This is a genomic window from Streptomyces sp. Edi2, assembly GCF_040253635.1.
In the GTDB taxonomy this organism is placed as follows: Bacteria; Actinomycetota; Actinomycetes; order Streptomycetales; family Streptomycetaceae; genus Streptomyces.
Genome location: NZ_JBEJGX010000003.1, coordinates 3,482,310 through 3,496,377, shown reverse-complemented (window position 1 = coordinate 3,496,377; position 14,068 = coordinate 3,482,310). Strand labels below are relative to the sequence as shown.

At 70.9% G+C, this 14,068-nt stretch carries 13 protein-coding genes; 9 read left to right on the top strand and 4 right to left on the bottom strand.

The genetic code is table 11. The features are described 5' to 3' along the window. Positions 1-124 precede the first annotated feature (124 nt). Positions 125-1,063 carry an RNA polymerase sigma factor SigF gene (locus ABR737_RS18650; protein ID WP_350256834.1) on the bottom strand — a complete coding sequence of 313 codons (939 nt, stop codon included), beginning with the start codon at positions 1,061-1,063 and terminating at the stop codon, positions 125-127. A gap of 261 nt (positions 1,064-1,324) precedes the next feature. On the opposite strand from ABR737_RS18650, the gene ABR737_RS18645 reads away from it, so the two are divergent. The 6 genes from ABR737_RS18645 to ABR737_RS18620 all read left to right on the top strand — a co-directional run bounded on the left by ABR737_RS18645 (position 1,325) and on the right by ABR737_RS18620 (position 7,383). Continuing rightward, positions 1,325-1,693 (top strand): STAS domain-containing protein, encoded by a 369-nt coding sequence (locus tag ABR737_RS18645; RefSeq protein WP_350251294.1) that lies wholly within the window; start codon positions 1,325-1,327, stop codon positions 1,691-1,693. A 171-nt stretch (positions 1,694-1,864) separates the two neighbouring features. Further along, complete coding sequence (locus tag ABR737_RS18640) at positions 1,865-2,362, top strand: ATP-binding protein (RefSeq protein ID WP_350251292.1); 498 nt, start codon at positions 1,865-1,867, stop codon at positions 2,360-2,362. Between the two features lie 236 nt (positions 2,363-2,598). Further along, positions 2,599-3,342 carry an LPXTG cell wall anchor domain-containing protein gene (locus ABR737_RS18635; RefSeq protein WP_350256833.1) on the top strand — a complete coding sequence of 248 codons (744 nt, stop codon included), beginning with the start codon at positions 2,599-2,601 and terminating at the stop codon, positions 3,340-3,342. A gap of 101 nt (positions 3,343-3,443) precedes the next feature. Then, positions 3,444-4,550, top strand: coding sequence for a hypothetical protein (locus tag ABR737_RS18630; RefSeq protein ID WP_350251291.1), 1,107 nt, complete (start codon positions 3,444-3,446; stop codon positions 4,548-4,550). A 197-nt stretch (positions 4,551-4,747) separates the two neighbouring features. Beyond that, a complete protein-coding gene (locus tag ABR737_RS18625) occupies positions 4,748-5,932 on the top strand; it encodes a hypothetical protein (protein ID WP_350251289.1) in 1,185 nt (394 codons plus the stop codon). Continuing rightward, on the top strand, positions 5,932-7,383 hold the full coding sequence (locus tag ABR737_RS18620) for a hypothetical protein (RefSeq protein ID WP_350251288.1): 1,452 nt from the start codon (positions 5,932-5,934) through the stop codon (positions 7,381-7,383). Before ABR737_RS18625 ends, ABR737_RS18620 begins: the two co-directional genes overlap by 1 nt. Before the next feature lie 159 nt (positions 7,384-7,542). Here ABR737_RS18620 and ABR737_RS18615 read toward each other — a convergent pair whose 3' ends face one another. Continuing rightward, positions 7,543-9,048 carry a peptide MFS transporter gene (locus ABR737_RS18615; protein ID WP_350251286.1) on the bottom strand — a complete coding sequence of 502 codons (1,506 nt, stop codon included), beginning with the start codon at positions 9,046-9,048 and terminating at the stop codon, positions 7,543-7,545. A gap of 501 nt (positions 9,049-9,549) precedes the next feature. Here ABR737_RS18615 and ABR737_RS18610 point away from each other — a divergent pair. Further along, positions 9,550-10,230, top strand: a complete 681-nt coding sequence (locus ABR737_RS18610) for a response regulator transcription factor (RefSeq protein ID WP_350251285.1) — start codon at positions 9,550-9,552, stop codon at positions 10,228-10,230. A gap of 6 nt (positions 10,231-10,236) precedes the next feature. After that, positions 10,237-11,484 carry a sensor histidine kinase gene (locus ABR737_RS18605; protein WP_350251284.1) on the top strand — a complete coding sequence of 416 codons (1,248 nt, stop codon included), beginning with the start codon at positions 10,237-10,239 and terminating at the stop codon, positions 11,482-11,484. 102 nt (positions 11,485-11,586) lie between these two features. Here ABR737_RS18605 and ABR737_RS18600 read toward each other — a convergent pair whose 3' ends face one another. Beyond that, positions 11,587-12,096: a GtrA family protein gene (locus ABR737_RS18600; protein WP_350251283.1), complete on the bottom strand. Its 510-nt coding sequence runs from the start codon at positions 12,094-12,096 to the stop codon at positions 11,587-11,589. 187 nt (positions 12,097-12,283) lie between these two features. Next, positions 12,284-12,670 carry a protease inhibitor I42 family protein gene (locus tag ABR737_RS18595; RefSeq protein ID WP_350251282.1) on the bottom strand — a complete coding sequence of 129 codons (387 nt, stop codon included), beginning with the start codon at positions 12,668-12,670 and terminating at the stop codon, positions 12,284-12,286. 205 nt (positions 12,671-12,875) lie between these two features. Between ABR737_RS18595 and ABR737_RS18590 the strand changes: the two genes are divergently transcribed. Then, the gene (locus ABR737_RS18590; protein ID WP_350251281.1) at positions 12,876-14,015 is read left to right on the top strand and encodes a 5-(carboxyamino)imidazole ribonucleotide synthase; all 1,140 of its coding nucleotides are present in this window, start codon (positions 12,876-12,878) and stop codon (positions 14,013-14,015) included. Positions 14,016-14,068: the final 53 nt, after the last annotated feature.

The following is a 14,068-nucleotide window of genomic DNA, read 5'->3' as shown; positions in this document are numbered from 1 at the left end:
CGGCTTCCGGCACCGGCACGAGAGGGCCCGTCAGCAAGAGAGGGCCTGTCCCGAGTACCCCGGGGCAGGCCCTCCTTTGCGCGGGCGGCTGCCGGTCGCGCGGACCGGCAGGGACCGCGGTCCCTCACTCCTCGACCATCAGCCCCTTGCGGAGCCGCACGAGGGTGCGGGAGAGCAGACGGGAGACGTGCATCTGGGAGATGCCCAGCTCTTCGCCGATCTCGGACTGCGTCATATTGGCGACGAAGCGCAGCGAGAGGATCTTCCGGTCGCGCGGCGGGAGTTCGGCGATCAGCGGCTTGAGGGATTCCACGTACTCGATGCCCTCGAGCCCGTGGTCCTCGTAACCGATGCGGTCCGCCAGCGCGCCTTCGTTGTCGTCCTCCTCGGGCTGGGCGTCCAGCGAGCTCGCGGTGTACGCGTTGCTCGCGGCCATGCCCTCGACGACCTCGTCACGGCTGATGTCGAGGCGTGCGGCGAGCTCGTGCACCGTGGGGGCGCGGTCCAGCTTCTGCGCCAGTTCGTCGCCCGCCTTGGCGAGGTCCAGACGCAGCTCCTGCAGACGCCGCGGTACCCGCACCGACCAGCTGGTGTCACGGAAGAAGCGCTTGATCTCACCGACGATGGTCGGCATGGCGAACGTCGGGAACTCGACGCCACGGCCGATCTCGAACCGGTCGATCGCCTTGATCAGGCCGATGGTGCCGACCTGGACGATGTCCTCCATGGGCTCGCTGCGGGAGCGGAACCGGGAGGCCGCGAACTTCACCAGCGCGAGGTTGAGCTCGACCAGGGTGTTGCGGACGTACGCGAATTCGTGGGTGCCTTCCTCGAGCGTCTCCAGACGCTCGAAGAGGGTCTTGGACAGAGCCCTCGCGTCCACCGGGCCCACCTCGTCGAACGGCGGGATCTCGGGCAGCCCCTCGATCTCAGTCAGTTCCGCCAGATCGGGTTCGGCGGGGAGTGACTGGGAAGGGATCTGCCCGGTCGGGTCGGACGGGGGTGTCGACGATGCGGGCTGCCGGGTGTCGTCGGTGCGCAATTCGTCGAGCCGGGGTGACATGGTCTCCTCCATCGTTCTCGGCATATGGCCGCCGATGCCTCTACGCGAAGCTGCGGTGTGCGGCGCCTCCAAAGCCGGCCGTTTCGGATGTGTGCTTCTACGCCTACCTGGCTTTCCCTGAAGATGGCAAGTACGCGTTGTCCATATATTGGGCAATACGCGGATTGTTCGGCTACCGAGCGGCGTCAGGAAGGCGTAGGGTTCGGACGAGCGCAGTAGGTAAGCAAACAGTCGTCTAGACAGCAGGAGAGGTGCGCGCGCATGGACCGCGGGACGGTCGGCAGTGCAAGCCGGGGCCGGCTTCATGTCGAGATCCGCCATCACGGCGCCAGCGCGGTCGTGACGGTTTCGGGTGAGCTGGATCACCACACCGCAGATCTGTTGCGTGAGTCACTCGAAGGCTGCGTGGACGACGGATATGCACGCCTGGTGGTGGACTGCTCACCCCTTGAGTTCATGGACTCCACCGGCCTCAATGTGTTGCTCGGCGCCCGCCTGAAGGCGGAAGCCGAGGGGGGCGGGGTTCATTTGGCGGGGATGCAGCCGGTGGTTGCCCGGGTCTTCGAGATCACCGGCGCGGAAGCAGTCTTCACGGTGCACGATTCCGTCGACGCGGCCCTGGCCGACTGACATGGCGGCGGTGCCCGGAACGTTGCATTCCGGGCACGTAGTACGTGTCACAACTTCCGTACCCAAGAAGTGGGTGTTCTCACCGTCCGGTCGGGCAGGAGACATCTGAATCCCTTGAATCAGTCAGTATCTGTTTTCCGTGAACAGGCGAATCGGTGAGGTGAAGCGCTGATGAGCACCACCCGGCCGTATCCGCCGGGCGATCTCGGCCCGGAGCCGGGCGGCGCGGGTGCTTCCGCCGCCCCGGCTGCCGCCCCGGTGGGCCAGATCCGCCGACTGCGTCTGGCGGGCACCCGAGGGGCCGTGGCGCGTGGCCGCGACTTCGCCCGGCAGGCGCTGCACGACTGGGGCTGGCTGCCGGCCGCGAGCGCCGACCGGCGTGCCGCGGCCGAGGATGTGCTGCTCGTCGTCTCGGAACTGGTCACCAACGCCTGCCTGCACGCCGAAGGGCCCGAGGAACTGCGGCTGCGCTGCACCAACAAAGTGCTGCGCCTGGAGGTCAGTGACCTCGGCACCGGCTCGCCTGCGCCGCGCAGCCCGCACCGTCCGGGCCGCCCCGGCGGTCACGGCATGTTCATCGTGCAGCGCCTCTGCCTGGACTGGGGCGTGGTGCGCAACGCCGACGGCACGGGCAAGACCGTCTGGGCGGAGCTCGCCGCACCGTCCTGAAGGGCCGGCGGACGTCGCCAAGGAAGAGAAGAGCTGAGCGCGGGCCCGAGGGCCCGCGCTTCGTCGTGTCCGGACCGGCGTGCCGAGGCCGGATTTCCCCGCCGCGCGGCGCCCGGGCGGATCGGGGCTGTGCTTTGCCTTCCCTCGGCAAGGTCCCCGGCGTACCTTGAGCCGCCAATCTGATGTGCCGTCAGTAACGTGCGGCGGTGCGCTCACCGGGAGAAGGGGAATCCGAGGTGGCCCGCTTCTACGAACAGCACGGCAGGCGCCCGGGCCGGGCGGCCGGTCTCGCCGCGGCCGTGGCGATGGCGGCGGGGTCCGCGGTGATGCTCACCGCACCGGCCGCCCATGCCGAGGTCGTTGACGTCAACTACCAGTGCAAAACGCCGATCGGCAGCAAGGGCGCGGTCTCGCCCATCGACATCACGAGCACGCCCGGCGGTGGTGCGTACAAGCTCGTCATGTCCTTCCGCAAGGGCGTCTCCTCCAGCCCCGTCGAGCTGGGCAAGGGCGCCATGAAGCCGAGCGCGCTGATCACGCTGGGCGGCGCGGAGAGCGGTACGGTGCCGGTCACCGGGCCGCCCAATGACCAGGCCATTCCTGCCAACACCCCCATCAAGATCAGTGACTTGAGCGGTACGTACACCCCCAAGGGCAGCGGCAAGGTGACCTTCACCGCCGCCACGCTCACCATCAAGGCGCTGGGCACCACCACCACGTGCACGCCCGCCAACCACCCCAAGCCCTCGCTGACCCTGGACGTGAAGGGGACCGGCGGCTCGGGCGGTGGCTCGGGCGGCGCTTCAGGCGGTGCCTCGGGAAGCACCGGCGCTGCCGCGTCCGGCGGCTCCCCGGGCGGGCAGCTGCCGCAGACCGGACCCGCGGACTCCGCCCTCGCGCTGGGCACCCTCGGCGGCACCGTGCTGCTGGCCGGTGCGGCCGGTGCGCTCTGGCTGACCCGCCGTCACCAGCGGGTGTGACGCGCCGCGTGGGGCGCCAGGACCCGCGTGGTGCACCGCTGTTCTCCGCCCTCCCCCTGCCCGGCCGGCACGGGGAGGTCCCCTTGCAGCAGGAGCCGCCGATGCCCTTCCGTACCCGCACAGCGGTCAGCGGTGCGGTCCTCGCGACCGCCGCCGTGCTGCTGTGCCCCGTGGCGGCCGTGGCCCGGCCGACCGCTGTCCCGGCGGCACCCGGCCCGTCCGTGGCGCCCGCGCCCGGTGACGGCACCGCACCTGGCACAGCGGACCGCCCGTACTTCTATCTGGAGGGCGCGCCGGGCACCGTCATGAGCGACCGGCTGTCCCTGAGCAACCCCACCGGCCGCACCGTCACCGTACGGCTGGGCAGCTCCACGCCCGGCTCGTGGCTCACGCTCGCCTCGACGGAGGTGAAGGTTCCGCCGCACACCCGGGCGAGCGTGCCGTTCACGGTGACCGTGCCGCGCGATGCCGCCCCCGGTGACCACCCCGGTGCGCTGAGCGCCACCTTCGTGGGGCCCTCGCCGGGCGGCGGGAAAGGGAGCGGTACGGGCGGTGACAAGGGCAGCGGCGAGGGCGTCGGCAAGGGCAGTGGTGCGAAGGGCGGCGGCCCGGGCAAGGGCGGCGAGGCGGGCGGGCGGGACGACGTACCGGTCCATCTGCGGGTGACCGGGGCGGCGTTGTCCGCGCTGAGCGTCGAGCAGGTGTCGGTGGACGGGCGGGGTGGACGGGGCGGTGCGGCGGTCATCCGGTACACGCTGGTCAACCGCGGCAACACGGTGCTCACCCCACGGCTGGCGGTGCACGCCGACGGGCTCTTCGGCCCCCTGCTGCGGCGGGCCCCCCGTACTCTGCCGCTCGCGCTGCGGCCCGGCCGGAGCGTCGATCTGACGGAGAAGTGGCCTGACCCGCCCGGTCTGGACGCGGTGGACGTACGGCTCACGGTGACGGCGGGCGGCGGCGCCCACGGGTCCGCCACCGCGACGTATACCGCGGTCCCCTGGGCTGCGGTGGCCGGACCGGCGGTCCTCCTGGCGGCGGGCGGGGGCGGCTTGGCGGTGCTCCGCCGGCGGCGCCGCGGCACGGGCGCGAGCGGGGTACGGCGCGCGGAGAGCGTGCCTCGGACGGCCGGGGACGCGCGGCCGTCCGAGGGCGGAAGGACGGACGCGGCGGGGCAGTTGGCGAGTACCGGATCGGGAGCGCGATCGTGAACGGCGGGACGGGGACAGGGACGGAGACAGGGACAGGGACGGGGGCGGGGGCGGGGGTGAGGGCGGCGCGTCCGGCTTCGGGGGCGCGTACGGATACCGCGGCACCTGCCGCTGCGGCCCCGCCTACGGCGGCGGGGGCGCGTACGGATACCGGCTCTGGCGCGGCCCGCGACGTACGGCGGAGGGGGCGGCGGGCGGTGGCCGTGCTCGCCCTCTGCCTGGCGCTCGGGGCGGCCCCGCTTCCGGCCGCCGCCGCGCCTGCGGCCCCGTACGCCGACGCTGCGGTCCCGAAAACTGCCGCGGATGGGGCCGCGGCGGAGGGTCATCCCACGGTCCACCTCTCCCGGAAGGAAGCCGGCAAGGGCGGCTCGCTCACCGTGACCGGCGGTGGCTGGCGGCCCAAGACGCTGCTCACGCTGCTGATCTGCGGGCAGAACATGATCGGCGGTACCAATTCCTGTGCCAACGGCGACGGACGGGCGGTCACCACCGACGCCCATGGCGCGTTCCGCAGGCGCCTCCCGGTCGCCGAGCCGCCCAAGCCCTGCCCCTGTGTGGTGCATGTGGCGACCGTGACCGGTGAGGCGGCCGATGCGGATGTTGCCTTCACGGTGGCGGGCCACCCGGTGGCGCCGCTGCCCGCGGAGAGCACCGGCGGCCGGCTGACCGTGCTCGCCCAGCCGCGGCTGGCGGGCAGCAGCGGCCTGCTGACCTGGTTCGGCGCCCCCGCGCAGCGCCGGTTGACCCTCACGGTCGGCAATCTCGGCTCGACAGCGGCCAAGGACCCCGTCTTCCGGGTCGGCACCTCGCACGGGGTCTTCGCGACGGAGTGGGAGGAGCAGCAGTGGCGGGGGACCGTACCCGCCGGGAAGAAGGCCGAGGTCACGCTGCCGGTCGAGCTGCCGGCCGGCGCACACGGGGACTATCTGGTCTCGCTCGAATATGGCGGCAAGGTGCTGGCCGAGCAGCCCTGGGGAGTCGGCAGGCCATGGGGCGTGACGCTCTTCTGGGTGCTGCTCTGCGTGGTGGTCCCGACGGCGGTATTCCGCATCGGGATGGCGCTCGTGGACCGGGTGCGCCCGCGCCGGACGGGCGGCACCCGCAGGCACGGCGCAGGACGTACGGCCACGAGCGGATGGACGCCGACGACCGGACGGACACCAAAGACCGGGCGTACGCCCAAAACCGGAAGGACGCCGAAGGACGCACGCACGCGCGCGGCCGGCATCGGACCACGCATCAGGAACCGGACCGCGAGCGAGGGCTCCACGGCCGAACCCGGTACGCCGGGCGACTCCACCGCGCTGCCGTGGTTCACCCCGGACACCGCACCGTCCACCACCACATCAACCGAACGACCGACGTCGAAAGGTTCAGCGTGATGAGGCAACGGAGGAGAGCGGCGGTGGCCTCGGCGGCCGCGCTGGTGCTCGCGGGTGCGGGCATCGTGGCAGCGGCCGGGACCGCCCAGGCGGCCGAGGTGTCGTACAAGACGGAGTGTCTGCCGCCGCCGATATCGGGGCTGCCGCCGGTCGAGGGCACCACGAAGGTGGCGGTCAGCGCGCCGGAGACGGCCAAGGTCGGCGAGGAGATCGAGGTGGTCTGGAAGACCGTCGAGGGGGCTTCCAAGAACCCCGACATCCTCGACCTGGGGGAGAACACCGTCCAGCCGACCGGCACGATCAAGGTGGCCGGGGCGCAGACCGGCGATCTGGCCATGCAGGGGCCGCGGCAGAACCCGCCGATCCCCAAGGGCAGTGCGATGAAGCTGTCCGACATGAAGGGCAAGCTGAAGCTGTCGAAGCCGGGAGAGGTCACCCTGACGCCCGGCTTCTACAACATCAACGTCAACCAGCCGATCTCGACGGACACCAAGTGCTCGCCCAAGGAGACGGTGAAGCCCGCGGTCACCATCAAGGTGACCGACGGCGGCGCCGGTTCCGGCGGCACCACGAGCGGCACCACCACCGGCACCACGAGCGGAACGACCACCGGCACCACCTCCGGCACGACCACCGGAACCACGAGTGGCACCACCACCGGCGGGACCACGACGGGCACGACCGGCGGATCCACCAGCGGAACCACCAGCGGCGGTACGACCACCGGCTCGTCCGGCGGCACGACCACCGGCGGCTCCGGCGGCGACCCCGACGGCACCGCCTACAAGGGCAAGGAAGTACTGGTCCCGTACGCCTGCAAGACGCCCATCGGGGACAAGAAGGCGACCTCGCCGGTCCAGATCAACGCCGTGAAGAAGGCCGGCAGTTACGACCTGACGGTGAAGTTCAGCAAGTCCGTCATGGACAGTCCGGCGGACATCCCCAAGGGCTCGGTCAAGCCGTCGATGGACGTCAAGGTCGGTGGCGCGGACAAGGGGGCGGTGAAGGTCGAGGGGCCGGCGAACGCCGATCCGATCAAGTCGGGGCAGCCGATAGCGATCCCCGATCTGAAGGGCACCTACAAGCCGGGTGCCACCGGCAAGGCCACGCTCACCCCGGGCGTGCTCACCGTCAACGCCCTCGGGACGACCACCACCTGCACCCCGGAGAAGGACCCGGGAGTCTCGCTCGCCCTGGACACCTCGGCGCAGCAGGGCGGCACCTCCGGCGGTACGTCCAGTGGTGCCACGGGCGGTGCCGCGGCCTCCGGTGGCGGCGCGGCGGGACCGGCCAGTGTCTCGGGCGGCAGCGGCAGCAGCGGCGGCCTCGCCGAGACCGGTGCGGGCGACCACGGTGCGCTGACCGCGCTCGGCCTCGTCGCCGGGACGGTCATCCTGCTGGGCGGGGCGGTCTTCACCTTCCTGCCCCGGCGCCGGGCGCGGGTCCGCTGACGCGGCACGTGCCCAGGGATGCCTGACCGGCACGTACCCAGGGACGAATGAGCCGTTACGCCCCAGGGACGTATGAGCTCCACGTCTCCAGGAACGCACGAAGGGGGCGTCGCACCGGCGGTGCGACGCCCCCTTCCGCTGTCCGGGGCCGGGCAGGCGTCAGTTGACGCTGCCCATCAGCTCCTTGATCCGCTTGCGGGACGTCCAGATGCCGAGGCCGGCGATGACGGCGAACACGGCCTCCACGGCGACCGCGCCGGCGGTGTTCAGATTGACGTTCAGCTGCGGCGACGTCAGCAGACCCGACACCGAGTCACCCGCCGTGACCGCGAGGAACCAGACACCCATCATCTGCGAGGTGTACTTGGCGGGTGCCATCTTCGTGGTGACCGACAGTCCGACCGGGGAGAGGCACAGCTCGCTGACGGTCTGGATGAAGTAGATGGCCACCAGCCACATCGGGCTGACCCTGCCGCCGCCCGCCGCGGTGTCGATCAGCGGGATGAGGAAGACCGCGAACGAGACGCCGATCAGCGCGAGGCTGGACGCGAACTTGACGGCGGTGCTGGGCTCCTTCTCGCGCCTGTTCAGCCACAGCCACGCCGAGGCGACCACCGGGGCGAGCGCCATGATGAAGAGCGGGTTCAGCGACTGGTACCAGGACGTCGGGAAGTGGAATCCCAGCAGGTCGTTCGTCGTGGAGTTCTCGCCGAAGATCGACAGGGTCGAGCCGTTCTGGTCGTAGATCATCCAGAAGACGGCGGCGACCGCGAAGAACCACATGTAGCCCGAGAGCTTGGACTGCTCCAGCTCCGTGAGGTCCTTGTCGCGCTTCATCCGGAACAGGACCGCGATCGGGATGACCAGACCGGCGATGGTGATCGGCATCAGCGCCCAGTCGGCGAAGTTACCGGTCACGCCGAGCAGGGTGTAGAAGACGGCCGCGACGGCCAGCCAGATCAGGCCCTTGCGCAGCACGGACGCCTTCTCCCGGTCCGTCGCGGGCTGGGAAACGACGCTGCTCTCCGGGCTCAAGTGGCGGGTGCCGAGCAGGAACTGGGCGAGGCCGAGCGCCATACCGACGGCGGCGAGCGTGAACCCGAGGTGCCAGTTGACGCTCTCGCCGACGGTGCCGATGGACAGCGGGGCCAGGAGGGCGCCGATGTTGATGCCGATGTAGAAGAGCGTGAAGCCACCGTCACGGCGCGGGTCTTGCGGGCCGTCGTAGAGGTGGCCGACCATCGTGGAGATGTTCGCCTTCAGCAGGCCGGAGCCGATCGCGACCAGCACAAGGCCCGCGAAGAAGGACGCCGCGGAGGGCAGGGCGAGCGTGATGTGGCCCGCGATGACGACGAGGGCACCGATGGCCACCGTCTTGCGCGGTCCCCAGAAGCGGTCGGCCACCCAGCCGCCGGGCATGGCGAGCAGGTAGACCATCGCCATGTACACCGAGTAGATCGCCGTGGCCGTGGTGGCCTGCATGTGCATGCCGCCGGGCGCGATCAGATACAGCGGGAGTAGGGCCTTCATGCCGTAGAAGCTGTAGCGCTCCCACATTTCGGTCATGAAGAGCGTGGCCAGTCCGCGGGGGTGGCCGAAGAAGGTCTTGCCGCCATCCACAGGGTTCCCCTGCTGGGCCGCGTCCTTCGTCAGGCTGGACGCCATGGATGCTTCCTTGCTGCTACGGGACGCGTTCGCTGGCCGATACGCGCCCGGGTGGGGGAGACCGGCACCGGCGTAGCCCCGCCCGCCCCCACATCCGGGAGGTTCGGCACCCCGCGAGGGGCCGGCAGGACGGTCGTACTCCGGATTCCACGCTCCCCCGTCCAGCAAGCGCGGCGGACCCGGTCGACAGGTCGATCACTGTCCATCAGGGCTGGTGATTCCAGCCCGGTACACAACGAGGGACCGTTGACGCCAGTGAAGAGTCAAAGGTCCCGGTGGTTGAGCGATGGACGTCTGGCCACCATACGTCTGGTTGCAGGACTGTTGGGCTGCGTGAGACAACGCTCACACCTGCACGGGGAACCATGAGCGCCCCTGCGGGCAACGCGCGCCCTCGCGCGCGCCAGGGGCGTACCCGGCTCGAACTGCAGGAACGGTCCGCCGTCGGCCATCCGCGCTGGTCCGCCCCTCGGTCCGCGGACATCGGACTACCATCGGGCCATGACCCGTGTACTGCTCGCCGAGGATGACGCGTCCATCTCGGAGCCGCTCGCCCGCGCACTGCGCCGCGAGGGTTACGAAGTCGAGGTGCGCGAGGACGGCCCGACGGCGCTCGACGCCGGTCTCCAGGGCAATATCGACCTCGTCGTCCTGGACCTGGGGCTGCCCGGCATGGACGGCCTGGAGGTCGCCCGCCGGCTGCGCAACGAAGGCCATTCCTTCCCCGTCCTGGTGCTGACCGCCCGCGCCGACGAGGTGGACACCGTCGTCGGCCTGGACGCCGGCGCCGACGACTACGTCACCAAGCCCTTCCGGCTCGCCGAACTCCTCGCCCGCGTACGGGCCCTGCTGCGCCGCGGTTCCACCGCCGAGCCCCAGCAGCCGCCCGCCACCCACGGCGTACGGATCGACGTCGAGTCGCACCGTGCGTGGATGGGTGACGAGGAACTGCAGCTCACGGCGAAGGAGTTCGACCTGCTGCGGGTCCTGGTGCGCGACGCGGGACGGGTCGTCACCCGCGACCAGCTGATGCGCGAGGTCTGGGACACCACCTGGTGGTCCTCCACGAAGACGCTCGACATGCACATCTCCTGGCTGCGCAAGAAGCTCGGGGACGACGCCGCCAACCCCCGCTACATCGCCACCGTCCGCGGAGTCGGCTTCCGCTTCGAGAAGAGCTAGGGGCCCGTGCGCCGCCGCCTGATCAACTCCACGCTCGCCGTGGTGCTCGTCGTGATCGCCGTCTTCGGTGTCTCGCTCGTCATCGTCGAGACCCGCACCATCCAGGCCGGCGCCCAGGAGAGCGTGGCGTCCGAGGCGGTCCGGCTGGTCGGGATAGTGGAGAGCCGGCTGGGCAGCGGCGAGAAGATCACCCCGGACATCCTCTCCGAGCAGATCACCGCCAAGCGGTACGCGAAGATCAAGGTGCCGGGCAAGGCGCCGATCGAGATCGGGACGCGGCCCTCGGGCGACGTCATCCAGTCGCAGGTGAGCGGCGACCGCGGTGAGTCGGTCACGGTCGAGGCCTCCCGCTCCATGGTCAGCGCGGAGATCGGGCGGACGCTGCTGGTCATTCTGGCCGTGGCGCTGCTGGCGATCATCGCCGCCGTCATCCTGGCCGTCCGCCAGGGCCGCCGGCTGACCGCGCCGCTCACCGACCTCGCCGAGACCGCCGAGCGCCTCGGCTCCGGCGACCCCCGCCCGCGCCACCGCCGCTACGGCGTCCAGGAGCTGGACCGGGTCGCCGATGTGCTGGACGCCAGCGCCGAGCGGATCGCGCGGATGCTGACCGCCGAGCGGCGGCTGGCCGCGGACGCCTCGCACCAGCTGCGGACACCGCTGACCGCGCTGTCCATGCGGCTGGAGGAGATCACCGTCACCGACGATCCGGACACCGTGAAGGAAGAGGCCACCATCGCGCTGGCGCAGGTGGAGCGGCTGACGGATGTCGTCCAGCGGCTGCTGACCAATTCCCGGGACCCGCGCAGCGGCTCCGCGGTCGCCTTCGACCTGGACGAGGTGGTCAAGCAGCAGATCGAGGAGTGGCGGCCTGCCTACCGCAGTGCGGGGCGGGCCATCGTGCGCTCCGGCAAGAAGGGGCTGCGGGCCGTCGGCACACCGGGCGCGGTCGCCCAGGTGATGGCCACCCTGATCGAGAACTCGCTGATGCACGGCGACGGGACGGTCGCGCTGCGCACCCGCGTCACCGGCAACCAGGCGGTCGTCGAGGTCACCGACGCCGGGCCCGGGGTGCCGCCGGACCTCGGCTCGCGGGTCTTCGAGCGCACGGTCTCCGGCCGGAACTCCACCGGGCTCGGGCTGGCCGTCGCGCGGGATCTGGCGGAGGCGGACGGCGGCCGGCTGGAGTTGCTGCAGCAGCATCCGCCGGTCTTCGCGCTGTTCCTGGCACGCGAGGCGGAGCCCGTCGAGGAGTGAGGCCGTCAGCGGCTCGCGGGGCCGCCGGCGCCTTGCAGGGCCGCGAGAAGGTGCTTTGCGGTGCCGCGAGAACCGTGCGGGACCGGCTACCGGGCCCCGGGGCTACTTCCGGGAGACGCTGCGCGGGCGCTCCGAGCCGTTGGCGAGGAAGGACTCGGCGGTCTCCACGGCCTCCCGCGCGGGCAGGGTGCGGAAGACCCAGGTGCGGTAGGACCAGAAGCGGAAGAGCGTGGCGAAGCCGATGCCGACGAACTTGAAGACATTGCTCTGCAGCGGGCTGTCCCAGTGGAACCCGTACGTCGCGACGTAGAGCAGACCGTTCTCGATCACCAGGCCGACCGCGCTGAACAGCAGGAAGAGCGTCAGCTCCTTCGTCCGGCCCTGTTTGTCGCGGTCACGGTAGGTGAAGTAGCGGTAGCCGAGGTAGTTGGTGCCGGTCGCCACGACGGTCGCGATGATGCTGGCCCGGACGACGGGGACCTCGGTCAGATGCCGCACGAGGTTGAACACCACGAAGTTGACGACCACGCCCGCGCCGCCGACCGCGCCGAACTTCGCCAGTTCCCGAACGAGCGCCTCCAGCCGCGACCGCAGTGCGCTCCGTTCACTCATGGTGATCGTTCAGCTCCTGTCGTGGGCGGTGTGCGCGGCGTCGGCCTGTCCTCCACCTCGTCCGCCTCCTCATGCTAACCAGGGCCCGGGAGCGCTGCCTGCCATCTGTCAGATCCGTGCGCAACGCACCGCGGTCCGAACGGGGCGGCCGACAGTGACCGTGGGCCGACCCACGGTGACAACGGGATCAGCCGACCGTGACACGGAAGTTGAGGCTCCGGGCGCCCTCCTCGTCGGCGGCGCCGGGGCCGCAGCGCCGGCAGCGCAGCAGCCGTAAGTCCGTACGTCCCGGACCGACGGCCTCGAAGGCGAGGTGGCGGGCGGTGCCGGCCGGGGGCGGGCCGCTGGTGCCCCCCTCCGCGCCGGCCGCCTTCAGGACGGCCGGGTCGGGGCGGGGCTCGGCGATGATCCAGCGGTAGCCCCCGGCGGGATCGTCGGGGACCCGCACGCTGAAGCGGTCCCCGGCGGAGACGGCGATCTCGGTGTCGTCCGCGTCATAGACCCTGGGCGCGGATAACTGGCTGAAAACGGAGTGCAGGGCGATCAGCAGAGCGGCGATCGCGACGGCGATCACCAGCCTCCTGGAGCCCCCTGGTATGCCACTGTTCTCCATTCGGCCTCCCCTTTTGCCGGGCCAGGCCCGGGTGCCGGCCCCGCACCCCGGGGCCGAGGGTAACCGCCCGTGTCGATCTTCCACCGGCGATCTTCGAACGTGCGAACTCAGAGGATCATCCAAGCCCGGGTCGGGGCCCGCGCCGCCGTACGGATACCCTGGGGGCGTGACGTTCCCGGTAGTCGGCATGGTCGGCGGCGGTCAGCTCGCCCGTATGACCCACGAGGCGGGTATCCCCCTCGGCATCAAGTTCAAGCTCCTCAGCGACACTCCGCAGGATTCGGCGGCTCAGGTGGTCGGTGATGTCGTCATCGGCGACTACCGCGATCTGGACACCCTGCGCGCCTTCGCTCGTGGCTGCGATGTGATCACCTTCGATCACGAGCACGTTCCCACCGAGCATTTGCGGGCACTGGAGGCCGACGGTATCCCCGTACGGCCCGGTCCCGATGCGCTGGTGCACGCCCAGGACAAGGGGGTGATGCGAGCGAAACTGGACGCGATCGGAGTGCCCTGTCCGCGCCACCGCATCGTCTCCGACCCTGCGGACGTGGAGCGCTTCGCGGCCGAGGGCGAAGGCTTTCCCGTGATCCTCAAGACGGTCCGCGGGGGCTATGACGGCAAGGGCGTCTGGGTCGTACGATCCTCCAAGGAGGCCGCCGAGCCGTTCCGCGCCGGGGTGCCCGTCCTGGCCGAGGAAAAGGTCGATTTCGCCCGCGAACTGGCCGCCAATATCGTCCGCTCCCCGCACGGCCAGGCCGTCGCCTACCCGGTCGTGGAGTCCATCCAGGTCAACGGCGTCTGCGACACCGTGATCGCGCCGGCGCCCGGCCTCGATCCGGAGCTCGCGGGCCAGGCCCAGGAACTGGCGCTGCGCATCGCCCAGGAACTGGACGTCGTCGGCCACCTGGCCGTCGAGCTCTTCGAGACCACCGACGGCCGCATCCTGGTCAACGAGCTCGCCATGCGCCCGCACAACTCCGGCCACTGGACCCAGGACGGCGCGATCACCTCGCAGTTCGCCAACCACGTCCGTGCCGTGCTCGACCTCCCGCTCGGCGATCCGCGCCCGCGCGCCCCCTGGACGGTCATGGCCAACGTCCTCGGCGGCGACTATCCCGACATGTATTACGCGTACCTCCATTGCATGGCGCGGGACCCGCAGTTGAAGATCCATATGTACGGGAAGGATGTGAAGCCCGGCCGTAAGGTCGGCCACGTCAACACTTACGGCGACGACCTGGCGGATGTGCGCGAGCGCGCCGCACACGCCGCCGGCTACCTGCGAGGAACGATCACCGAATGACGACCGGAACTCCCCCGGCCACCGCTGGGAGGTCCCCCCAGCCCGACCGCCGC